The sequence below is a fragment of the Stenotrophomonas sp. ATs4 genome (assembly GCF_051861585.1).
GTDB lineage: Bacteria > Pseudomonadota > Gammaproteobacteria > Xanthomonadales > Xanthomonadaceae > Stenotrophomonas > Stenotrophomonas maltophilia_AS.
Genome location: NZ_JBLYPK010000008.1, coordinates 157238 through 180833 on the forward strand (window position 1 = coordinate 157238; position 23596 = coordinate 180833).

Below are 23596 nucleotides of genomic sequence, written 5' to 3' on the forward strand. Positions count from 1 at the left end.
CCACCGCCGTCCCCGCGCTGCCGCTGTGGCCACGCCGGGACCCAAAAAAGAATGGGGAAGGACTTGCGCCCTTCCCCATGCATTGCCTTGACCTGACACCGTCCCGAGGGAACGGTTACGGCATCGGGAAGGACTTATGCCGCCAGCGCGCCCTTGGCCTTTTCGGCCAGCGCGGTAAAGCCGGCTGCGTCGTGCACGGCGATGTCAGCCAGGACCTTGCGATCCAGGGTGATGCCGGCCTTCAGCAGACCGTTCATGAAGCGGCTGTAGCTCAGGCCATTGATGCGGGCAGCCGCATTGATGCGGGTGATCCACAGCGAACGGAAATTGCGCTTCTTCTGCTTACGGCCGATGTAGGCGTACTGCTGTGCCTTGATGACCGCCTGCTTGGCGACGCGGAAGACCTTGCGACGGGCGTTGTAATAGCCCTTCGCCAGATCAAGGATTTTCTTGTGGCGGCGACGCGCCTGTACGCCACGCTTAACTCGTGCCATTTTTCAGTTCCTCAGAGGTAAGGGAGCATGCGGTCCAGACGGCCTGCGTCTTCTGCGCGGACATGATTCGTCTGACGCAGGTTACGCTTCCGCTTGGTCGCTTTCTTCGTGAGGATGTGGCTACGGTTGGCGTGGCCGCACTTGTACTTGCCCGAGGCGGTCTTGCGGAAACGCTTGGCCGCCGCCCGGTTGGTCTTGATCTTGGGCATTGCAATGTCCTTGATGGGATATGACCCTGGTTTCTGACTGATCTGGCGGCGGCCTGGGCCGCTCTTTCCGTCCTGCCATGATCGGCGTACGACCCGTCCTGGGTGGGTCGAGCCGGGCATGATACAGGCAAACCGGGGCCATCACCAGCCCCTGCAGCCCTTTTCACGCAAGACGTCACGCCACAGGCAGCCGCGCTGCCCGCACAAAGGCAAAAGGGCGCCAACGGCGCCCTTTCACCTTTCCATTCAGCCGCCAGGCGCCCCGAAAGGCAGCCCGTCAGGCCTCAGGTTTTCTTCTTCGGCGCGATCATCATCACCATCTGACGCCCTTCCAGGCGCGGACGGGATTCGATGACGATGTCCTCGCCCAGATCACCCTCGATCCGGCTGGCCATCTCGCGACCCAGTTCCTGATGGCTCATTTCACGGCCACGGAAACGGATGTTGACCTTGATCTTGTCGCCTTCTTCAAGGAAACCGCGCATCTTGCGCAGCTTGATCTGGTAGTCGCCCTCGTCCGTGACCGGACGGAACTTCACTTCCTTGATCTCGACCTGCTTGGTCTTCTTCTTGGCCTCGCTGGCCTTCTTCTGCGCTTCGAACTTGAACTTGCCGAAGTCCATGATCTTGCAGACCGGCGGGTCGGCCTGCGGCTGGATCTCGACCAGGTCCAGACCTTCATCTTCGGCCATGGACAACGCTTCGTCACGCGTCAACACGCCGATCATTTCTCCGTCACTGCCGATCACGCGGACGCGCGGCACACGGATTTCCTGATTCTTGCGGTTCTGTTTGTTGTCAGGGGTACTGATATTGCGATCTCCCAAGGGTGTCGAACCCGGCCCGGGCGCCAATGCGCACGGGCCGGACCTTTGCTTACGCGCCCTCGGCCTGGAGCCGCTCGATGAAGGCCTGGAGGCTCATGCTGCCGAGATCTTCGCCAGAACGCGTACGCACCGCCACAGCGCCGTTTTCCTTCTCGCGGTCACCAATGACCAGCAGGTACGGCACGCGCTGCAGCGTGTGCTCGCGAATCTTATAGCCGATCTTCTCGTTACGCAAATCCGCGCTGACGCGGAAGCCTTGATCCGCAAGGGTTTTGGTCACGCCCGAGACGTATTCAGCCTGGGCGTCGGTGATATTGGCCACCACCACCTGGGTCGGAGCCAGCCAGGCCGGGAACTGACCGGCGTGGTGCTCGATCAGGATGCCCAGGAAGCGCTCCATCGAGCCGACGATGGCGCGGTGCAGCATGACCGGATGCTTCTTCTGGCTGTTCTCGTCCACGTACTCGGCGCCCAGACGGCCCGGCATCATGAAGTCGACCTGCATCGTGCCCAGCTGCCAGGTACGGCCGATCGCGTCCTTCAGGTGGTACTCGATCTTCGGGCCGTAGAAGGCGCCCTCGCCCGGCAGCTCCTGCCATTCCACGCCACAGGCGGACAGCGCCGAACGCAGCGCGCCTTCGGCCTTGTCCCAGGTGGCGTCGTCGCCCAGGCGCGATTCCGGACGCAGCGCGATCTTGATCTGGATCTCATCGAAGCCGAAGTGCTGGTAGACCGCCAGCGCCTGCTGGTGGAACGCGTTCACTTCCGACTCGATCTGGTTTTCCGTGCAGAACACATGGCCATCGTCCTGGGTGAAACCACGCACGCGCAGGATGCCGTGCAGCGCGCCGGACGGCTCGTTGCGGTGGCAGGAACCGAACTCACCGTAGCGGATCGGCAGGTCGCGGTAGCTGTGCAGGCCCTGGTTGAACACCTGGATGTGGCCCGGGCAGTTCATCGGCTTGAGCGCGTAGGTGCGCTTCTCCGACTCGGTGAAGAACATGTTGTCCTTGAAATTGTCCCAGTGGCCGGACTGCTTCCACAGCGTCACGTCCAACACCTGCGGACAACGCACCTCGCCGTAGCCGGTATTGCGGTAGACCTTGCGCATGTACTGCTCGACCACCTGCCACAGCGCCCAGCCCTTCGGGTGCCAGAACACCATGCCCGGCGCTTCTTCCTGCAGGTGGAACAGGTCCTGCTGCTTGCCGATGCGGCGGTGGTCGCGCATTTCCGCTTCTTCGATGCGCTTGATGTACGCCTCGAGCTGCTTCTTGTCCGCCCAGGCGGTGCCGTAGATGCGCTGCAGCTGCTCGTTCTTGGCATCGCCACGCCAGTAGGCGCCGGAGATGCGGGTCAGCTTGAAGGCCTTCAGGAAGCGCGTGTTCGGCACGTGCGGGCCACGGCACATGTCCACGTATTCCTGGTGGTAGTACATGCCCATCGCCTGGATGTCGTCGGACATGTCCTCGATCAGGCGCAGCTTGTAGTCCTCGCCGCGAGCCTTGAAGATTTCGACAACCTCGGCGCGCGGCGTCACCTTCTTGATGACGTCGTAGTCCTGGGCGATCAGCTCGCCCATGCGCTTCTCGATCGCCGCCATGTCATCCGGGGTGAACGGGCGCTCGGAGTAGATGTCGTAGTAGAAGCCCTCGGCGATCACCGGGCCGATCACCATCTTCACGTCCGGGTACAGCTGCTTGACGGCATGGCCGACCAGGTGGGCGCAGGAGTGGCGGATGATCTCCACGCCCTCCTCGTCCTTGGCGGTGATGATGCGGAGGCTGGCATCGTGATCGATGACGTCACTGGCATCGACCAGCACGCCGTCGACGGCACCGGCAATGGTGGCCTTGGCCAGGCCAGCGCCGATCGACTGGGCGATCTCCATGACGCTGACGGGATTTTCGAATTCGCGGCGGCTGCCGTCGGGAAGGGTAATGTTGATCATCGCATTGGCTTCGTGCGGGGCCCGCGCGGGCGGGCTGGAAAGCGGTTCCGGGCCAGCGCCCGGGCAATAAAAAAGCGCCGCGAGGGCGCCGGGAACTCGGGCCTTCGGGGGCAGGTCAACAGTGGGCGGTGTTAGTGCTCATGTCGCACGCTCGGCCGGCGCTGGGCGCGGGCCACCTTGTTCCAGTCAGAATTCAACAATGATCTTAAACCAGCGCACGGCAAAGCCCAAGGGCTACCGTACGGCCCGCTGAATGGGCTTCGCTGGCGGCGTCAAATTGCAATGATTACCATGTCGGCGCAGGCCGCCCCCGTGCCGCCTGCCCGCTTTCCCCCAGGACCCTGTGATGCGCCACCCGCTCCGACCGGCTCCCGCCGGCCCCGCCCGTGCCCCGCGTTCGCCCGCCCGCTGCCGCGCCGGTTGCCCGCAATGATCACCGTCGGCCTTTCCACGCTTGGTTTCTGCAGCCTGGGCATGCTGGCAGCAGTGTTCTCGGCGCTGGCGTTCTATGCCGCCTCGCCGCACTGCCGCTGGCCGCGCCTGCGCCGCGCCGGTCGCCTCGGGCGGCAGATCGGCCTGGTCGCGGCCGCTGCCGCACTGTGGCTGTGGATGGCCGAGCTCGGCTTTGCCGCCGGCCTGGTGGCGATGCTGTGCACCTGGATGCTGGCGGCGATGCTGCTGCCGGCACTGGCCGCCTGGCATCGCCCCGGCACGGAGTCGCCCTGATGTGGCCGCGCGCCCTGGCCGGCATTGTTGCCGGCTTCTTCCTGGCCGCCGCGGCGACCGGCCTGCTGGCCTGGCTGCCGCCCGGCCCCTGGCAACGCGCACTGGTACCGACCCTGATCGCTTTCATCCCGTTGTGGATGCTGGCCGCCCTGTGGGCATTCAGCTTCCGCAGCGCGTTGCGCGCCTGGCTGGTGCTGGCGGGCAGTGCCGCCGTCGGCTTCGCCACGCTCGGGCTGCTGCGCCTCACCGGCGCGGTGCTATGAGACCCATCCCATGAAGTTCAGTTCGCAGACGCTGCGCACATTCACCACCCTGCACACCTGGGTCGGCCTGGTTGCCGGCTTTGGCCTGTTCGTAGCCTTCTACGCGGGTGCACTGACCCTGTTCCATCACGACCTGCCGCTGTGGCAGACCCCGGGTGCGGCCACCGCACTGCCGGCCGGGCTGGACGATGCGCAATACCTTCTGGAGGACGTGCTGGCCGCGCATCCGGAAGCGCGCCGCCATATCGGCATGACCTTCCCCGGCGCCGAGCACCCGCAACCGCTGGCGTACTGGCAGGCCGACGACGGCAGCTGGCGCTACGCCTGGCCAGGGCAGATCGCCGGCAGCCCGACGCCGCCGCAGACCGGGCTGGCCGAACTGGTCAACGAACTGCACTACAGCCTGGGGCTGCCGGTGGCCGGCATCTACGTCATGGGCATTGTCAGCCTGCTGTATGGCATGGCCCTGCTCAGCGGCCTGGTGATCCACCTGCCGAAGCTGTTCGGCGATCTGTTCGCGCTGCGCCCCGGACGCAACCTGAAGCAGTTGTGGCAGGACGCGCACAACGTGATCGGCGTGCTCAGCCTGCCCTTCCACCTGATGTTCGCGGTGACCGGCGCCCTGCTCTGCCTGGTGTTCGTGCAGATGGCCCTGCTCAACCCGTTGATCTACGACGGCAAGGCGCTGCAGGCAGTGCCCACGGCAATGGACACCGCACCGGTACGCGAGGCCACCGGCATACCGGCACCACCGGGCAGCCTGCGCGTGTTGCATGCACGTGCACTGGAGGTCGCGCGGGCACAGGGCGTGGCCAGCTTCGAGCCGGCCTACCTGAAGCTGGCCAACGCCGGCGACGCCAACGCCACCATCGAGATCACCGGTGAATCCAGTGGCACGCTCGGCCCGCTCGGCGCCGTGGCGCTGGATGTGGCCACCGGCAACGTTCTGGCTTCTCAACTGCCGGGTCAGCGCGACGCCAACCACGCCACGCTCAGCGCGGCCTATGCACTGCACTTCGGCGAGTTCGGCAACGGCGTGGTGGTCTGGCTGTACTTCCTGCTCGGCCTCGGCGGCGCCTTCCTGTTCTACTCGGGCAACCTGTTGTGGATCGAATCGCGACGCAAACGCCGCCAACCACAGCAGCCGCGCGCCGGAGTGAACATGGCGCGGGCCACGGTCGGCGTCTGCATCGGCCTGTGCGTGGCGATCTCGGTCGCGTTCGTCGCCGCACTGGTGCTGGAGCGCCTGGCCCCGTCTGCGGTCGACCCTGGCATCCGCTGGGCCTGTTTCGGCAGCTGGGTAGTCTGTGCGCTGTGGGCAGCGCTGCGACGCCCTGCGCAGGCCGCACGCGAGCTGCTGTGGGCAGCGGCGATCAGTACCGCGCTGGTTCCGGTCGTGCACGGCGCGCTCAATGGTGACTGGCTGTGGCGTGCCGCTGCGCGTGGCCATTGGCCGCTGTTCTGGGTCGATGCGATCGCGCTGGCCATGGCCTTCGGCTTCGCCCGCCTGGCGGTGGCCAGCCAGCGCCGTGCCCGCCATGGCGATCCGAACAGCGTCTGGGCTAATTGAGCATCCGCCGGGCATGGCCCGGCGCTACCGAAGCGGTCAATCGCCGATGCGGGCCTTCTGCCACGGGCCCAGCATCGCGTTGAGCAGGCTGGCCTGCTCGTCGTCGCCGGTCAGTTCCCACATGAAGACGCCCGCCAGGCCCTGCTCGCGGGCGAACTGCGCACGCAGGCCGATCGAACGCGGGTCTTCATAGCTGATGAAGATCTTCTGCCCGGCGTTGTACAGCCATGGACTCTGCGCTTGCGGCTGCCAGTGTTTCGTCCAACCCGGCTGGTCGAGATAGCGCGCCTTGATCACCCGCCAGTCACCGGCATCGGCCGGCGCACTGTAGGACTGGTACAGACCATCCGGGGCATCTCCGGTGACCTTGAAGCCGCGCCCGTAGAACGGCACGCCCAGCACCAGTTTGTCGGCAGGCACACCGTGCTCGCGGTAGTACTGCACCGCGCCGGCCACGTTGTTCCAGCGCCGCAGCTCCGGCGCCAGCGGGTCGGCGGGCACTTCGTGCAGCGGCGCGTTGAAGGTCGATACCGCCGAGAAGCCGGTGCCCATGTCGTAGCTCATCAGGTTGATGAAATCGAACACCTTGGCCAGCGCCGGCAGATCGTAGCTCGCCGCCGGATCGTAGGGACCATCGGTCTGCAGGCGCCCGGCGGCCAGCGCGGCGGTCAGCAGCATCGGCCGCCCCACCTTGCGACCACGCGCATCAAGGGCCACGCGGAAGGCCTGGGCAAGCCGGGTCAGGTTGGCGCGATCCTGCGGGCGGTGTGCCAGCTCCTTCGGTCCACCACTGACCGGGAACTCCCAGTCGATGTCCACGCCATCGAAGCTGCCGGCGTGGCGATCGAAGAACAGCGTCATGCATGAATCGACCAGGCGCCTGCGGCTGGCCTCGGTCAGCGCTGCATCGGAGAATCCCCCCGCGCCCCAGCCACCGATCGAGATCAGCGTACGCAGATGTGGGTGCGCCTTTTTCAGCTCAGCCAGTGCGGCGAAATTCTTCGGCGCTTCCGGACCGATCGTGCAGCGACCGTCCTCGATGGTGGAGAACGCGTAGTACAGGTGGGTGAGGCGCTCGGCCGGAATGCTCGACACCGGGTAGCGCTCGGCCGAACCACCGGGGTAGTAGGCACCGAAGATCGGTGGCTGCGCGGGCGCCGCATGCACGGCAATGGGCAAGGCACCGGCAATCAGCACGGCAAGGACAGCCACGGTCTGGCGGAACATGGGATCTCCCGGTTCGAAGGCGCAGCCACGTTAGCAAACGGATGGGGCTGTGGGACGGATGTCGCGGCATGTCGTCCCATGGACAGGCGCCGGCCGCCGCAATCTGCCACGGGCCTGGCCGACCCGCATCGAAAGCGCGTCGCTGCAGGACAACATGCGACCCGCCTGGGCTATGGTGTCGCTGGATTTTCACCGGCACACGGACATGACCGCAGACCACGATGCAGACAGCGAGCTGCTTGACGACGAGACCCTGGAAAAACTGCAGGCACTGGAAGCGCGCGCCTATGCGGCGTTCGACGAGGGCGATCTGATCGATGCAGCCGACCTGTTCGGCGAGCTCATCGAACGGACGCCTTGCATCCCCCACCTGCATTACATGCGCGGGCTGGCATACAAGTACCTGCGTGACTGGCCGGCATCGCTGCGGGACAACCTTCGCTCTGAACAGTTGCGCGAGACGTTCGACCAGGCCACGGCGTGGAATGCCGGGATCGCCGCCAGCGGCGCCAGTGATTGGGCGGAAGCGCGCAGGCAGTGGAACCGATGCGGCATCGCCGTGCCGGAAGGTGAAGGCCCGATCGACGGCAATTTCGGCGTCGCCTGCGTGCGCCTGAATCCGTGGTCAAGCGGCGAAACCGTCTACATGCGCCGGCTGGACCCGGTGCGTGCACGGGTAGAGAACGTCCCCCTGCCCGAGAGCGGATTCCGCTTCGGCGACATCGTGCTGCATGACGGCGCCTCCACGGGCAAACGCATCTACGGCGAGCACGAGGTACCGGTGTTCAACGCCATGCAACGCCTGCAGCAATCGGACATGGCCACCTATGCGGTATTCGTGCAGTGCGACGCGGCCGAAGACATCGCCGCGCTGCGTCAGCTGAGCCTGCCTGGCATCGGCCTGATCGAGGACTGGACCCACTCGGTGCGCCACCTGTGCCTGCGCTGCAGCTATGGCACGCCGCACCTGCATGGCGATGGCGATGGCGATGGCGATGGCGACGCAGACAACGATGACGGCTGGGAACGCGAACGCAATCTGGGCATTGCTGCACAGGGCCGGGCCGCGGTGGAGAAACTGATGGCGGTGTGGACCAAGGCCGGCGCTGGCCGCGTGCTGGATGCAATCGAACAACGCGAGCACCCGTTGCAGGATCCGGAGCCGGGCCAGGTGTGGTGGCTGGGGGAAGAGAACGAGGACGAGGCCCCGTAGAGGCGAACTTGCTCGACTGGAGCGTGAGGACCAACGGTCCTCACCCACAGAATTGCAGGCAAAGAAAAAGCGGGCCGAAGCCCGCTTTTTCATTCCAGCGATATCGGGATGTGTGTCAACCAAGGTTGACACCTACCGTCGATTATTCGGCGCTGGCGGCCTCGCCTTCTTCCACGGCCTTCATCGACAGGCGGATACGGCCCTGCTTGTCGACTTCCAGCACCTTGACCTTGACCACATCGCCTTCCTTCAGCACGTCGCCGACCTTCTCGACGCGGTCGCTGGAGATCTGCGACACGTGCACCAGGCCGTCCTTGCCCGGCAGGATGGTGACGAACGCACCGAAGTCCATGATCTTGGCGACCTTGCCTTCGTAGATGCGGCCCGGCTCGACGTCCGAGGTGATCTGCTCGATGCGGGCCTTGGCAGCCTGCGCAGCGATGGCATTGACCGAAGCGATGACGATGGTGCCGTCATCCTGGATGTCGATCTGGGTGCCGGTTTCCTTGGTGATGGCCTGGATGGTCGAACCACCCTTGCCGATCACTTCGCGGATCTTGTCCGGGTGGATCTTGATGGTCAGCAGGCGCGGCGCGTAGTCCGACAGCTCCTCACGCGGAGCGGTCAGGCCGTGGGCCATTTCGCCCAGGATGTGCAGACGGCCAGCCTTGGCCTGCTGCAGAGCCTGCTTCATGATCTCTTCGGTGATGCCTTCGATCTTGATGTCCATCTGCAGGGCGGAGATGCCCTCAGCGGTACCGGCCACCTTGAAGTCCATGTCGCCCAGGTGATCTTCGTCACCCAGGATGTCGGACAGGACGACGAAGCGATCGCCTTCCTTGACCAGGCCCATGGCGATGCCGGCAACCGGCGCCTTCACCGGCACGCCGGCGTCCATCAGGGCCAGCGACGAACCGCAGACCGAAGCCATCGACGAGGAACCGTTCGACTCGGTGATTTCCGAGACCACGCGGATGGTGTACGGGAAGGCTTCCAGCGACGGCATCACTGCCAGCACGCCGCGCTTGGCCAGACGGCCGTGACCGATCTCGCGACGCTTCGGGCCCATCATGCGGCCGGTCTCACCCACCGAGTACGGGGGGAAGTTGTAGTGGAACAGGAAGTTTTCCTTGTACTCACCGGAGACGGCATCGATGACCTGGCCATCACGGGCGGTGCCCAGGGTGATGGTCACGATGGCCTGGGTCTCACCACGGGTGAACAGCGAGGAACCGTGGGTACGCGGCAGGACGCTGGTCTTCACGGCGATCGGGCGGACGGTGTCCAGCGCACGGCCGTCGATGCGGACCTTGGTGTCCAGCACCGAGTTGCGCATGGTGCTGTATTCCAGCTCGCCGAATTCCTTCGACAGCTCGGCCGGGTTCCAGCCTTCGGCGGCCACGCGGCCAGCCAGGGATTCGACAACGTCCTTCTTGATCGCCGAGATGGCGTCACGACGCTGCAGCTTGTCGCGCACCTGGAAGGCTTCGCCCAGACGCGGGCCGATCGCTTCCTGCACGGCGCTGATCAGGGCGACGTTCTTGGCCGGGGCTTCCCAGGTCGACGGCTTGGTGCCGGCTTCGACGGTCAGCTCGTTGATGGCGTTGATGACCTTCTGCATTTCGCGGTGACCGAAGGTCACAGCGCCCAGCATCACGTCTTCGGACAGCAGTGCGGCTTCGGATTCCACCATCAGCACGGCATTGGCGGTACCGGCGACAACCAGCTCCAGCTCCGAATCCTTCAGTTCGGTCACGGTCGGGTTGAGGATGTACTCGCCGTTCTTGTAACCGACCTTGGCGGCGGCGATCGGACCCTTGAACGGGGTACCGGCCAGCGACAGCGCAGCCGAGGCACCGATCAGGGCAGCGATGTCACCATCGATGTCCGGGTTCAGCGACATCACCGTGGCGATGATCTGGACTTCGTTCTTGTAGTCTTCCGGGAACAGCGGACGGATCGGACGATCGATCAGGCGCGAGATCAGGGTTTCCTTCTCGGTCGCGCGGCCTTCGCGCTTGAAGAAGCCACCCGGGATGCGGCCACCGGCGTAGAACTTCTCCTGATAGTCGCAGGTCAGCGGGAAGAAGTCCTGGCCCTCACGCGCGCTCTTGGCGGCAACGGCGGAGACCAGCAGCACGGTGTCGTCGAACTTGACGATGACGGCGCCACCGGCCTGGCGGGCGATTTCGCCAGTCTCAAGCGTGACGGTGTGCTTGCCGTACTGGAAGGTTTTGGTGATTTTTGCCACGGATGGATGTCCTTGGGGATGCTGTCTGCGAATTGGACCGTCGGCGACCCTTGCCGCCAGCGGGTGACCGGATCGTTCCGGCCTGAATCGGGGATTGCGGTGCTACAAAACAAAACCGCGGCGCATCGCTGCGCCGCGGGGGATTCGTTGCTTAGCGACGCAGGCCAAGCTTCTCGATCAGGGCCTTGTAACGTTCGACGTCCTTCTTCTTCAGGTAGTCGAGCAGGCTGCGACGGCGGTTGACCATCTGCAGCAGGCCGCGGCGGCTGTGGTGGTCCTTCTTGTGGGTCTTGAAGTGGCCGGTCAGCAGTTCGATGCGGGCAGTCAGCAGTGCAACCTGGACTTCCGGGGAGCCGGTGTCAGCCGAGCTGCGCTTGTTGTCTTCAATGACCTTCTGGGTGTCGATCGACATATCTTTTTTCTCAGTGATGCGTGGCCGGCAGGAACGCGCTTCGCGCACCGCCAGGCTCGCCGTGGACTACGAGGATGAAACCTGCGCGAGGCAGGCTGCCGGAAAACGGCCGCGAAATTGTAACGGCCAGGGGGCTCCGGGACAAGGTCCGGGGCTGAACCGGCCGGCCCCGGTCAGAGGTTGAAACGGCGCTGCGGGGCCAGCAGGCCACTGTCGTCCACCTGGCCCAAGCCCTGGACAACAGCGTCCGGACCATACACGGCCACCAGGCCGCGCGGCCAGGACGGGTCGCGCTGGCGCTGGCCGACGCAGAACCGGTGGACCTGGTCAGCATCGAGCTCGACCCGCGGGTATTCAGTCAGGCCGGCCGCCAGCGGCAGCAGCAGCGCGTCCATGCCCGCCTCGTCGCCCGCCTCGACCATCGCCCGCAACTGATCCAGGGTGACCATCGCCGGCTCGCGGAATGGCTCGACCCACAGCCGGCGCAGCGCACTGATGTGGGCGCCGCAGCCCAGGCTTTCGCCCAGGTCGCGGGCCAGGCTGCGGATGTAGGTGCCCGAGCCGCAGGTCACGCGCAGGCGCAACCGCTCAGGCTGCTGCTCCAGCACCTCGATGGCGTGCACCTGGACCTCGCGTTCGGGCGCCTCGATGGCATCACCGCGACGGGCCTTCACATACAACGGTTCACCGCCCTGCTTGAGCGCCGAGTAGATCGGGGCACGCTGGCGGATGTTACCGGTCAGCGGCACCAGTGCGGCCTGCAGGGCCTCGGGACTGATCTGCGGCACCGGGCGCTGCAGCAACACCTGGCCTTCAGCGTCGTCGGTATCGGTGGTCTGGCCCAGCACGATCTCGGCGTCATAGGCCTTGGCCGAACCCAGCAGCAGGCCAGCGATCTTGGTCGCCTCGCCGAAGCACAGCGGCAACAGGCCGGTAGCCAGTGGGTCGAGGCTGCCGGTGTGGCCCCCCTTCTCGGCGCGGAACAGGCGGCGGGCCACCTGCAGGGCGGCGTTGGAGCTCATGCCGGCCGACTTGTCGAGCAGCAGGATGCCATCCAGGCGACGGAACTGAATTCGGGTCATGACAGGTACGGGTAGCGCCGGGCCATGCCCGGCGAGCGCGCAGCGCGGCGCGGAAAGAGCAACGCCGGGCATGGCCCGGCGCTACGTTATTCGTCGTCGCCTTCGCGACGCTTCTCCGCGGCCAGCGTATCGGGCAGGTCGCGCAGGATGTTGTCGATATGCTCACCGCGATCGACCGAGTCGTCGTAGTGGAAATGCAGCTCCGGCACGTGACGCAGCTTCATCGCCCGGGCCAGATCCATGCGCAGGCGGTAGCCCAGCTCCTTCAGGCCGGCGACGGCTTCAGCCGAGCGCTCGGGCATCAGTGCGGTGACGAACACCTTGGCATGGGCCATGTCGCGGGTGATTTCCACGTCGGACACGCTCACCGAGGGCAACCCATGCTCGCGCACAGCGTTGTGCACCAGGGTGCCGAGTTCACGGCGCAGCTGGGCGGAGACACGGTCGGTTCGATGGAAAGTCTTGGGCACGAGAGGCTCTTGGTTCAGTTGTCGCCCGACCAACGGTCGGGCGCTACATCTACAGGGTACCCGACCGTTGATCGGGTTCTACAGCATGGTAGGGCCCGACCGTTGGTCGGGCCACCGCACAACATTACAGGGTGCGCGGCACTTCGATACGCTCGAAGCACTCGATCTGGTCACCCGGCTTGACGTCGTTGTAAGCCTTCACCGCGATACCGCATTCGGTACCGTTGCGGACTTCCTCGACGTTTTCCTTGAAGCGACGCAGCGATTCCAGCTCGCCTTCGAAGATCACCACGCTGTCGCGCAGGACGCGGATCGGCTTGTTGCGCTTGACCACGCCCTCGATGACCATCGAACCGGCGACGGCACCCAGCTTGGAGCTGCGGAAGACGTCGCGGACCTCGGCGATACCGATGATCTCTTCGCGGATCTCCACGCCCAGCAGACCGGAGGCCACCTGCTTCACCTGATCGATCACGTCATAGATGATCGAGAAGTAACGCAGGTCCACGCCATTGGATTCGATGATGCGGCGGGCCGAAGCGTCCGCACGCACGTTGAAGCCGATGACGGTGGCCTTCGAAGCAGCCGCCGAATTGGCGTCCGATTCGGTGATGCCGCCCACGCCGGAGTGGATCACGTTGATGCGGATGTCTTCGTTGGACAGCGCAACCAGTGCCTGGCTCAGAGCCTGCACCGAACCCTGCACGTCGGCCTTGATGACCAGGTTGAGGACCTGCTGGCCCTCGCCCTTGCCCAGGGTCGCCATGATGTCTTCCATGCGGCTGCCCGCAGTGGCAACCAGGCGCGATTCACGGCGCTTGGTCTCACGCTGCTGGGCAACGTCCTTGGCCAGGCGCTCGTCGTCGACGACGACGAAGTCGTCACCGGCTTCCGGCACGCCGGACAGGCCCAGGACCTGCACCGGGATGGACGGGCCGGCGAATTCCGGCTGCTTGCCGGTTTCGTCGAACAGCGCACGCACGCGGCCGTACTGGATGCCGCACACCAGGTAATCGCCCTTCTTCAGGCGGCCCTGCTGCACCAGCACGGTTGCGACCGGGCCACGGCCCTTGTCCAGCGAGGATTCGATGACCACACCGTTGGCACGGCCCTCATCGACGGCCTTCAGTTCCAGCAGTTCGGCCTGTACCGACACGGCGTCCAGCAGATCGTCGATGCCCAGACCAGTCTTGGCCGAGATTTCAACCATCTGGATGTCACCACCGAAGTCTTCTGCCACAACCTGCTCGGACAGCAGTTCGTTCTTGACCCGCATCGGGTCGGCGCCCGACTTGTCGATCTTGTTGATGGCCACGATCAGCGGCACACCTGCCGAACGGGCGTGCTGGATCGCTTCCTTCGTCTGCGGCATGACGCCGTCGTCGGCTGCGACCACCAGCACCACGATGTCGGTCAGCTTGGCACCGCGGGCACGCATCGAGGTAAACGCGGCGTGGCCCGGGGTATCGAGGAAGCTGATGACGCCCTTCGGCGTATCGACGTGATAGGCACCGATGTGCTGGGTGATGCCGCCGGCCTCGCCAGTGGCGACCTTGGTACGGCGGATGTAATCCAGCAGCGAGGTCTTGCCGTGGTCGACGTGGCCCATGATGGTGACCACCGGCGGACGCTGCACGGCTTCGCCGCGGTTCTCGCCTGCAGAGGCGAGCAGTGCGTCTTCGGCATCGTTGTCGTTGGCACGGATGGCCTTGTGGCCCAGCTCTTCGGTGACCAGCGCAGCAGTGTCATGGTCGATGGACTGGGTGATGGTCGCCATCACGCCCATCTTGAACAGCGCCTTGACCACCTCGCCGCCCTTCAGCGCGAGCTTCTGCGCCAGGTCGGCCACGGTGATGGTCTCGCCGATCGCCACTTCACGCACGACCGGTGCGGTCGGACGTTCGAAGCCGTGCGGACCGGCGTTGTTGCCACCACGCGACATGTCGCGACGGCCGCCGGCCTGGTTCCGGCTGCCCGGACGGCCACGGTTGTTGCTGTTGTTGCTGTTGCCACGACGCGCACGGTCGGCCGCCGACAGATGCATCTGCCCGGCGAAGCGGTCGCCCGGGCCACGCTCGTTGCGCGGCGCACTGCGGTTGTTGCGGTCGTCGCTGCGCGGCGGCGGCGGCGGCGCACCACGCGGCGCAGCCGGGGCTGCGGCCGGGGCACGCGGCGGGCGCGGCGCGGTTTCGTCGATCGGAGCGCGCACCTTGGGCTTGCTGGCAGCCAGCGCCTCGGCCGCCTTGGCGGCAACCGCAGCTTCCTCGGCCGCCTTCTTCTCTGCTTCGGCACGTTCCTTCGCCGCGACTTCTTCCTCGCGGGCGCGGACGATGGCCTCGTCACGCAGGCGATCCTTCTCGGCCAGCGCCTGCTGCTCGGCAAGGTTGCGCGCACGCGACTCTTCCAGCTTGCGCAGGATGTCGGCGCGCTCTTCGTCCGGCGTCATGGCACGCGCACCATCCTTGACGTAGGTACGCTTCTGGCGCACCTCGACGTTCACGGTCGTCTTGCTGCGACCGGAATTGACCGTCACTTCCTGCTGCTTCCGGCGGTTGAGCGTGATCTTCTTTGCAGACTGATCGGTCTCTTCCGGGGCCTGCTCGGGCTTGCCGTGTGAACGACGAAGGAAGCCCAGGAGCTTCACCTTCTCAGAGCTGGTCACGACCTGGTCGGGACCGCTGAACTTCATGCCGGCACCGGCCAGCTGTTCCAGCAGTTTTTCGACCGGCGTGTTGACCAGTTCGGCAAGCTTGCGGATGGTGGTTTGCTGCGACATTCGGATCCTATGATCTTGTGGGCGCCCCCCCGCATCTGGAGGTGGCGCGGATTCTACGCCCTGATCGGCTCAGGGCCCTGTTCATTGCCGGCTCATTCGCCGCGTTCCAGTCGGGCGATTTCCTCGGCACGCGCGGCCAGGATCAGCGCAGCGGCGCGCGCCTGGTCCAGCCCTTCGATGCCGAAGTCCATGACCTCGTCGGCGGCCAGGTCGGACAACTCCTCGCTGGTACGCACGCCGTGGCCGGCCAGCGCATACGCGGTGGCTTCGTCCATGCCCTTCAGGGACAGCAGGTCCTGCGCCGGCTGGCCGTCTTCAAGGCCTTCCTCGACTGCCAGGGCCTCATTGAGCAGCGCATCGCGGGCACGAGCGCGCAGCTCTTCGACGATGTCTTCGTCGAAACCTTCCACGGCCAGCAGTTCGCCGACCGGGACATAAGCGATTTCCTCGACGGTGCCGAAGCCTTCGCTGACCAGGATGCCGGCGATTTCCTCGTCCACTTCCAGCTTGTCCATGAACAGCTGGCGGGCCGAAGCCTGCTCGGCCTCCGACTTGGCGGTGACCTGGTCCTGGGTCATCACGTTGAGCTGCCAGCCGGTCAGACGGCTGGCCAGGCGCACGTTCTGGCCGCCCTTGCCGATGGCCTGGGCCAGGCGGTCTTCAGCGACGGCCAGATCCATCGAGTGCTTGTCTTCATCGACGATGATCGACTGCACTTCGGCCGGCGCCATCGCGTTGATGACGAAGTTGGCCGGGCTGTCGTTCCACAGCACGATGTCCACGCGCTCGCCATTGAGCTCGTTCGACACGGCCTGCACGCGCGAACCGCGCATGCCGATGCAGGCACCGATCGGATCGGTGCGGGTGTCGTGGGCGAGCACCGCGATCTTGGCGCGATCGCCCGGATCACGGGCGCAGGCCTTGATTTCCACCAAGCCCTGGCCGACTTCCGGCACTTCCAGCTTGAACAGCTCGATCATGAATTCCGGGGCGGCACGGCTGATGAACAGCTGCGGGCCACGCGGTTCCGAGCGCACTTCGGCCAGGTAGCCGCGCACGCGGTCACCGGCGCGCAGCACGTCGCGCGGAATGCCCTTGTCCTTCGGAATGAAGCCTTCGGCGTTGCCGCCCAGGTCGACATAGATGTTGCCGCGCTCGGCACGCTTGACCACACCGGTGATCAACTCGCCGACGCGATCCTTCCACGCATCGACCACCTGCTGGCGTTCGGCTTCGCGCACGCGCTGCACGATCACCTGCTTGGCAGCCTGGGCGGCGATACGACCGAAATCCGGGTTTTCAATCTGTTCTTCGATGTAGTCGCCGACGTCCACGCCTTCGGCTTCATCGACGGCATCCATCAGACGGATCTGGCGATCCGGCGATTCCATGACCACATCATCGGCCACCACTTCCCAGCGGCGGAAGGTTTCGTAGCTGCCATCCTTGTGGTCGATGACCACGCGGGTCAGCACTTCCTCGTCGGGATAGCGCTTCTTCGCTGCCGAGGCCAGCGCGGCCTCGATGGCATCGAAGATCACTTCACGCGGCACGCCCTTCTCGTTGGCGACTGCGTCGACTACCAGCAACAGTTCCTTGCTCATTGGCTCACTCCGCGCGCGGCTTCTTTGCCGCCGGCTCGTTGGAAGAAGAATTCGTTTTCGGCTTCGGACGCTTCGGTGCCGGACCGGTCGGCTTGCTCGGGGCCAGCCCCAGCGCGACCCAGTCGGGCATGATCCGTGCCTTGTCGATGTTGTCCGCCGACACGACCACTTCGGCCTTGTCGACGATGAAGGTGATGGCGCCTGCGGCTTCGTCGATAGCCTCGATGCGGCCCTGCAGGCGACGACGGTTGTCCTGCGGCAGTTTCAGGGTGACCTTGGCCGATTCGCCAAGGTGACGGCCGAACTGCTCCAGGTTGAACAGTGGACGATCGACACCCGGCGAAGACACTTCCAGCGTGTAGTTGCCGCTGATCGGGTCTTCGACGTCCATCTGTGCCGACACTTCGCGGCTGACCCGCTCGCAGTCGTCGACATTGATGATGCGCTCCGGCTGCTCAGCCAGCGGCACGTCGATGTAAAGGCGCAGGGTCGCACCGCCGGGGGCCGGCAGATATTCAACGCCCAGCAGCTCCAGGCCCAGCGACACAACGGTCGGGGCGAGCAGATTCGCGATGTCGGTTGCCTTGTCGCTCACAGCCTGCCTTGATCTCTTGGTTGGGTGCCGGCCTTGGCCAGCGTGGAAACATGACACCCCGAAAACGACGAAGGGCCCGCTGGGCCCCTTTTCCGGAAAGACTCCGGTGACTGGATTCCGGTTGCAACGCGCTGCGTAAGCGCACTGCGGCCCTCCTTGCGGGTGAATCTCCCAGGGGGAGCGTCGCCTTCAGGGGTACTTCTAGGCCGCTGATGATAGCCCCTGCACCGCTCTGGTGCAAGGCTTGGACGGCCTTTGAACCTGTCGCTGCGCATGGCCCGGCGGCGCCCACCTGCGCTCCGTCCGATCGCGCAACGACCAACGGAAACTCCAAAGAAAAACGCCCTCGAAGCAGGACTTCGAAGGCGATCTCTTTACTTGGTAGCGGGGGCAGGATTTGAACCTGCGACCTTCGGGTTATGAGCCCGACGAGCTGCCAGACTGCTCCACCCCGCATCAGAAGCGGAATTATGAGGGATAACTTCAAAACATGCAAGCTTTCTCTCATTCATCAAACCGGTTGGCGCCGATATGAAGTTGGTAGCGGGGGCAGGATTTGAACCTGCGACCTTCGGGTTATGAGCCCGACGAGCTGCCAGACTGCTCCACCCCGCACCGGAAGTGTTTGAACTGCTGCCCCTCTCTGGCGAGGGAGGCGCTCCGCAACGATGTTCTGGCTGAACCGCTGCAGTGACAACTCAAGCTGCGTATATTACACGAATCGCGCAGCTTTGTGTCAACTTTTATGCAATATGCGCAAATGCCTTCTGGCACCAGACCATGATCGGGTTCCAGGCCAGGCCCAGCGCCAGCAGCGCCAGGGAGTTCACGCCCAGCACCAGGCCCAGCACGCGGTCGTTGCTGCGCGGCATGGCCTCGCCCACCGGCTCATCGAAGTACATGACCTTGATGACGCGCAGGTAGTAGAAGCAGCCGACCACTGCACACAGCACGCCCAGGATGGCCAGCCACAGCAGGCCGCCATTGATGGCTGCGCCCAGAACGGCCAGCTTGGTCCAGAAGCCCAGGAACGGCGGGATGCCGGCCAGCGACGCCATGATGCACAGCACCAGGCCGGCCATCCACGGGTTGCGGGCGTTCAGGCCCTTGAAGTCTTCGATGTTCTCGGCTTCGAAGCCCGCACGCGACAGCGCGATGATCGCACCGAAGGCGGCGGTGGACATGATCGCGTAGGCCAGTGCATAGAACAGCGCGGCGGCATAGCCCTGCGAACCACCACCAGCAATGCCCATCAGCAGGAAGCCGATATGGGAGACGGTGGAGAACGCCAGCATGCGCTTGAGGTTGCTCTGCGCGATGGCCATCAGGTTGCCGATGACCAGCGAGACCGCGGCCAGGCCGGCAATCAGCAGCTGCAGTTCGGTCGACAGCGGACCGACGCCCATCTCCAGCAGGCGGTAGGCCATGCCGAACGCGGCCAGCTTCGGCGCCGAGCTGATGAACAGTGCGATCGGCGCCGGAGCACCCTGGTACACGTCCGGCAGCCACATGTGGAACGGCGCGGCACCCAGCTTGAAGGCGACGCCGGCGATCATGAACACCGCACCGGTAATCAGCAGCACGCGCTCTTCCGAGTGCGGGATGGCTTCACGGATCACGTCCAGGTGCAGGCTGCCGGTGGCGCCGTAGATCAGCGACATGCCGTACAGCAGCAGGCCCGAGGCCAGCGAACCCAGCACGATGTACTTCATCGCCGCTTCCGAGGCCAGGCCGTTCTCACGGTTGCTGGCGACCAGCGCGTAGGAGCACAGCGCGAGCAGTTCCAGGCCCAGGTAGACCATCAGCAGGCTTCCGGCCGAGACCAGGATCATCATGCCGGCGGTGCCGAACAGGATCAGCACCGGGATCTCGCCCTGGAACAGGTTGCGGTCACGCAGGTAACGCCAGCCGTAGACCAGGGTCAGGCCGCTGAGCAGCACGATCCCGGTCTTCATCACGTCCGCGGCGGTATCGCGCACGAACATGCCATGGAAGACCTCCCCCTGCCCGCCCACACCGGTGGCCAGCATGAACAGCACCACGGCCAGCGCAGCGAGCGAGAACAGGTGAGTGACGAGCTTGTTCCGGTTGCTGACGAACAGGTCGAGGATCATCAGGGCGAAGGCGCTGCCGATCAGCACCAGCTCGGGAGCGAGCGGTGGCAGGTCAGCGGCGGTCAATGGCAGCAGCGGCGAGGTGGTCATCATCAAATCCTGGAATTACAGCAGCTTGCTGGATGCGATCTGCATCGCCAGCTTCGCGATCGAGGGCTCCATCAGGTCGGTCAGCGGCTTGGGGTAGATGCCCAGGGCCAGCACGCCGATGGCAAACACGCCCAGCACCAGCCATTCGCGGCCGTTGATGTCCTTCAGTTCGGCAACATGGCTGTTGGCCACTTCGCCGAAGAAGATGCGCTTGTACAGCCACAGGGTGTAGGCGGCGCCGATGATCAGGGTGGTGGCCGCGCCCAGCGCGATCCACGGATTGCGCTGGAAGGCCGCGAGGATGACCATGAACTCGCCGACGAAACCGCTGGTGCCCGGCAGGCCGGCATTGGCCATGAAGAACAGCATGGCGAAGGTCGCAAACCAGGGCATCACGTTGACCACGCCGCCGTAATCGGCGATGCGGCGGCTGTGCATGCGGTCGTACAGCACGCCCACGCTGGAGAACATCGCGCCGGACACGAAGCCGTGCGAGATCATCTGCACCATGGCGCCCTGCAGACCCAGGCGGGCCGCATCGGCGTTGCCGGCTTCACGCACCAGCCACAGCGCGATGAAGGTGCCGAGGGTGACGAAGCCCATGTGTGCGATCGACGAATAAGCGATCAGCTTCTTCATGTCGTCCTGCACCAGCGCGACCAGGCCGACGTAGATCACCGCGATCAGCGACAGCGCGATCACCAGCCAGGCCCATTCCTGCGACGCGTCCGGGACGATCGGCAGGTTGAAACGCAGGAAGCCGTAGCCACCGATCTTCAGGGCGATGGCGGCCAGGATCACCGAACCGGCGGTCGGCGCTTCCACGTGGGCATCCGGCAGCCAGGTGTGGACCGGGAACATCGGCACCTTGACCGCGAAGGCGATCAGGAACGCGAAGAAGATCCAGGTCTGTTCCTTGGCCGACAGCGGCAGCGCGTACAGGTCGGCCAGCTGGAAGCTGCCGCCCTTCATGTACAGGTAGATCAGTGCCACCAGCATCAGCACCGAGCCGAGGAAGGTGTACAGGAAGAACTTCAGCGCGGCATAGATGCGACGCGGACCGCCCCAGACGCCGATGATCAGGAACATCGGGATCAGCATCGCCTCGAAGAACACGTAGAACAGCATCGCGTCCGTAGCCGAGAAGATACCGACCGTGACGCCTTCCAGGATCAGGAAGGCGGCCACGTACTGGTTGACGCGCTTGTCGATGGCGCTCCAGGCGCCGATCAGGGCAAGCACGCTGACCAGGGTGGTCAGCAGGATCAGCGCCACGGCGATGCCGTCCACGCCCAGGTTGTAGCCGATCTTGTACGCCGGGATCCAGGCATGGGTCTCGACGAACTGCAGACCGTCGACCCCCGCGTTGTAGCCGCTCAGCAGCGAGAGGCTCGCCACGAACGTCAGTACCGCTACGCCCAGCGACGCCCAGCGGGCGGTCTGTGCATCACGGATTGCAAGGATCAGGGCACCACCGATGATCGGCAGCCAGATGAGGACACTGAGTAGAGGCCAGTTCGACACGTCTTCTTATTCCGTACAGGTCATCAACGCAGGTAATGCATCAGCACGCCCAGGAGGGCAATCAGGCCGATGATCATCGCGAAGGCGTAGTGATAGAGGAAACCGGATTGGGTACGACGCAGCACACCGGCTGCGACGTCCACAACACGTGCCGAGAGATTGACCACGCCGTCGACGATGTTGCTGTCGATCCAGCGCGAGACCTTGCCCAGCTTGACGCTGCCACCGGCAAAGCCATCGATCCACAGCTTGTCGAAGCCGTACTTGTTTTCCAGCACCGACACCAGCGGGGCGAAGGTCTTGCGCGCCTTGCCCGACAGGTCCGGCTTCCACAGGTAGAACAGCGCGGCCAGCAGGAAGCCTGCCAGGGTCAGCCAGAACGGCGGCAGCATCATGCCGTGCAGCGCGAACGCCACCGGACCATGGAACTCTTCGCCCAGGAACGCAACGGTGTTCTTGGCCGGATCGTAGAAGTCCACGACACCGGTGAAGAACGTCTGCGCCTGGCCCTTGATCGCCGCGTGGGCATGGTGACCCGCCCAGTCGGTGCCATGCAGCATCGGACCGATGCTGAAGAAACCGATGGCGATCGAGGGGATGGCCAGCAGGATCAGCGGCAGGGTCACCACCCACGGGGTTTCGTGCGGCTCATGCGGACCGTGGCCATGGCCGTGGTCGTCATGCGCATCGCCGTGGTGGGCATCAGCATGGTGGGCGTCGGCGGCGTGGTGGTCGTCATGACCATGATCGTCATGTGCGTCGCGGAAGCGCTCCTTGCCGTGGAAGGTCAGGAACAGCAGGCGGAAGCTGTAGAAGCTGGTCACCAGCACGCCACCCAGCACAGCCCAGTAGCCATAGGTGGCCACCCAGCTGTTCTGCATGTGTGCGTGGATCTCGGCTGCCTCGATGATGGTGTCCTTCGAGTAGAAGCCGGAGAAGAACGGCGTACCAACCAGGGCCAGCGTACCGATCCACATGGTGACGAAGGTGATCGGCATGTACTTGCGCAGGCCGCCCATCTTGCGCATGTCCTGCTCGTGGTGCATCGCGATGATGACCGAGCCGGCACCCAGGAACAGCAGCGCCTTGAAGAAGGCGTGGGTCATCAGGTGGAACACGGCGGCCGAGTAGGCCGACACGCCCAGCGCAACCGTCATGTAGCCCAGCTGCGACAGCGTGGAGTACGCAACAACGCGCTTGATGTCGTTCTGCACGATGCCGATCAGGCCGGTGAAGAACGCGGTGGTGGCACCGATGAACAGGATGAAGTTCAACGCGGTCTGCGACAGCTCGAACAGCGGCGACATGCGGGTGACCATGAAGATACCGGCGGTCACCATCGTCGCGGCGTGGATCAGTGCCGAGATCGGGGTCGGGCCTTCCATCGAATCCGGCAGCCACACGTGCAGCGGAACCTGGGCCGACTTGCCCATGGCACCGATGAACAGGCAGATGCAGATGACGGTGGCGATCGACCAGATCACCGGCTCGTTCAGCAGCTGCATGCCGAACATGGTGCCGTCCCAGATCTGCAGCTGGGCGCGCGGGTCAGCCAGCATGCCGGCCTGCGAGAACACCTGCGAGTAATCCAGGGTACCGAACACCCACAGCACGCCGGCGATGCCCAGCAGGAAGCCGAAGTCACCGACGCGGTTGACCAGGAACGCCTTCATGTTGGCGAAGATCGCGGTCGGGCGCTTGAACCAGAAGCCGATCAGCAGGTACGACACCAGGCCCACCGCTTCCCAGCCGAAGAACAGCTGCAGGAAGTTGTTGCTCATCACCAGGGTGAGCATCGAGAAGGTGAACAGCGAGATGTAGCTGAAGAACCGCTGGTAGCCCGGGTCGTCCTGCATGTAGCCGATCGTGTAGATGTGGACCAGCAGCGACACGAAGGTCACCACCACCATCATCATCGCGGTCAGCTTGTCGACCATGAAGCCGACGTGGGCCGAGTACTGGCCAACTTCGAAGAACGTGTAGATGTTCTGGTTGAACGGCTGCGCACCGCCCCACAGCAGCTGGTAGAGCGTGTACATCGACAGCCCGCAGGCCACCGCGACGCCGAGGATGGTGATGGTCTGTGCGCCGAAGCGCTTGACCTGGCGACCGAACAGGCCGGCGATGATGCTGCCGAACAGCGGTGCAAGCACCACTGCGATCAACAGACTCTTGGAGAGAGTGATTTCCATCTGTGG

19 protein-coding genes and 2 tRNA genes are annotated in these 23596 nt (G+C 64.8%); 4 read left to right on the forward strand and 17 right to left on the reverse strand.

Annotation, left to right across the window (positions count from 1 at the left end):
- Positions 1–134 precede the first annotated feature (134 nt).
- The 4 genes from rplT to thrS all read right to left on the reverse strand — a co-directional run bounded on the left by rplT (position 135) and on the right by thrS (position 3481).
- A complete protein-coding gene (gene rplT / locus ABR323_RS15635; RefSeq protein ID WP_006380762.1) occupies positions 135–494 on the reverse strand; it encodes a 50S ribosomal protein L20 in 360 nt (119 codons plus the stop codon).
- A gap of 11 nt (positions 495–505) precedes the next feature.
- On the reverse strand, positions 506–703 hold the full coding sequence (gene rpmI / locus ABR323_RS15640; protein ID WP_002811096.1) for a 50S ribosomal protein L35: 198 nt from the start codon (positions 701–703) through the stop codon (positions 506–508).
- Between the two features lie 284 nt (positions 704–987).
- Positions 988–1530 (reverse strand): translation initiation factor IF-3, encoded by a 543-nt coding sequence (gene infC / locus ABR323_RS15645; protein ID WP_089236282.1) that lies wholly within the window; start codon positions 1528–1530, stop codon positions 988–990.
- Between the two features lie 49 nt (positions 1531–1579).
- Positions 1580–3481, reverse strand: coding sequence for a threonine--tRNA ligase (gene thrS / locus ABR323_RS15650; protein WP_439449968.1), 1902 nt, complete (start codon positions 3479–3481; stop codon positions 1580–1582).
- Positions 3482–3910: 429 nt separating this feature from the next.
- On the opposite strand from thrS, the gene ABR323_RS15655 reads away from it, so the two are divergent.
- The 3 genes from ABR323_RS15655 to ABR323_RS15665 are packed head-to-tail and all read left to right on the forward strand — an operon-like array spanning position 3911 to position 6040.
- Positions 3911–4207, forward strand: a complete 297-nt coding sequence (locus ABR323_RS15655) for a hypothetical protein (RefSeq protein WP_135274571.1) — start codon at positions 3911–3913, stop codon at positions 4205–4207.
- Positions 4207–4470: a hypothetical protein gene (locus tag ABR323_RS15660; RefSeq protein WP_135274572.1), complete on the forward strand. Its 264-nt coding sequence runs from the start codon at positions 4207–4209 to the stop codon at positions 4468–4470. Before ABR323_RS15655 ends, ABR323_RS15660 begins: the two co-directional genes overlap by 1 nt.
- A gap of 10 nt (positions 4471–4480) precedes the next feature.
- The gene (locus tag ABR323_RS15665; protein ID WP_439449969.1) at positions 4481–6040 is read left to right on the forward strand and encodes a PepSY-associated TM helix domain-containing protein; all 1560 of its coding nucleotides are present in this window, start codon (positions 4481–4483) and stop codon (positions 6038–6040) included.
- Between the two features lie 36 nt (positions 6041–6076).
- On the opposite strand, the gene ABR323_RS15670 is transcribed toward ABR323_RS15665, so the two are convergent.
- Complete coding sequence (locus ABR323_RS15670; protein ID WP_439449970.1) at positions 6077–7267, reverse strand: glycoside hydrolase family 18 protein; 1191 nt, start codon at positions 7265–7267, stop codon at positions 6077–6079.
- Positions 7268–7472: 205 nt separating this feature from the next.
- Here ABR323_RS15670 and ABR323_RS15675 point away from each other — a divergent pair, with 205 nt between their 5' ends.
- Positions 7473–8480 (forward strand): hypothetical protein, encoded by a 1008-nt coding sequence (locus ABR323_RS15675; RefSeq protein WP_439449971.1) that lies wholly within the window; start codon positions 7473–7475, stop codon positions 8478–8480.
- 142 nt (positions 8481–8622) lie between these two features.
- On the opposite strand, the gene pnp is transcribed toward ABR323_RS15675, so the two are convergent.
- The 12 genes from pnp to nuoL all read right to left on the reverse strand — a co-directional run bounded on the left by pnp (position 8623) and on the right by nuoL (position 23590).
- Positions 8623–10731 carry a polyribonucleotide nucleotidyltransferase gene (gene pnp, locus ABR323_RS15680; protein ID WP_135274576.1) on the reverse strand — a complete coding sequence of 703 codons (2109 nt, stop codon included), beginning with the start codon at positions 10729–10731 and terminating at the stop codon, positions 8623–8625.
- A 151-nt stretch (positions 10732–10882) separates the two neighbouring features.
- Complete coding sequence (gene rpsO / locus ABR323_RS15685; RefSeq protein ID WP_005410445.1) at positions 10883–11143, reverse strand: 30S ribosomal protein S15; 261 nt, start codon at positions 11141–11143, stop codon at positions 10883–10885.
- Positions 11144–11316: 173 nt separating this feature from the next.
- Positions 11317–12225, reverse strand: coding sequence for a tRNA pseudouridine(55) synthase TruB (gene truB / locus ABR323_RS15690; RefSeq protein ID WP_135274577.1), 909 nt, complete (start codon positions 12223–12225; stop codon positions 11317–11319).
- An 86-nt stretch (positions 12226–12311) separates the two neighbouring features.
- Positions 12312–12695 carry a 30S ribosome-binding factor RbfA gene (gene rbfA, locus ABR323_RS15695; RefSeq protein ID WP_012511702.1) on the reverse strand — a complete coding sequence of 128 codons (384 nt, stop codon included), beginning with the start codon at positions 12693–12695 and terminating at the stop codon, positions 12312–12314.
- 124 nt (positions 12696–12819) lie between these two features.
- On the reverse strand, positions 12820–15471 hold the full coding sequence (gene infB, locus ABR323_RS15700) for a translation initiation factor IF-2 (protein ID WP_439449972.1): 2652 nt from the start codon (positions 15469–15471) through the stop codon (positions 12820–12822).
- A gap of 92 nt (positions 15472–15563) precedes the next feature.
- A complete protein-coding gene (gene nusA / locus ABR323_RS15705; protein WP_135274579.1) occupies positions 15564–17075 on the reverse strand; it encodes a transcription termination factor NusA in 1512 nt (503 codons plus the stop codon).
- A 4-nt stretch (positions 17076–17079) separates the two neighbouring features.
- Complete coding sequence (gene rimP / locus ABR323_RS15710) at positions 17080–17670, reverse strand: ribosome maturation factor RimP (protein ID WP_006381060.1); 591 nt, start codon at positions 17668–17670, stop codon at positions 17080–17082.
- 379 nt (positions 17671–18049) lie between these two features.
- Positions 18050–18126: transfer RNA gene (locus ABR323_RS15715), tRNA-Met, on the reverse strand.
- An 82-nt stretch (positions 18127–18208) separates the two neighbouring features.
- A tRNA-Met gene (locus ABR323_RS15720) sits at positions 18209–18285 on the reverse strand.
- A 128-nt stretch (positions 18286–18413) separates the two neighbouring features.
- On the reverse strand, positions 18414–19874 hold the full coding sequence (nuoN, locus tag ABR323_RS15725) for an NADH-quinone oxidoreductase subunit NuoN (protein WP_135274580.1): 1461 nt from the start codon (positions 19872–19874) through the stop codon (positions 18414–18416).
- A gap of 15 nt (positions 19875–19889) precedes the next feature.
- A complete protein-coding gene (locus ABR323_RS15730) occupies positions 19890–21398 on the reverse strand; it encodes an NADH-quinone oxidoreductase subunit M (protein WP_135274581.1) in 1509 nt (502 codons plus the stop codon).
- Between the two features lie 23 nt (positions 21399–21421).
- Positions 21422–23590, reverse strand: coding sequence for an NADH-quinone oxidoreductase subunit L (gene nuoL / locus ABR323_RS15735; RefSeq protein WP_439449973.1), 2169 nt, complete (start codon positions 23588–23590; stop codon positions 21422–21424).
- Between the last annotated feature and the right edge of the window lie 6 nt (positions 23591–23596).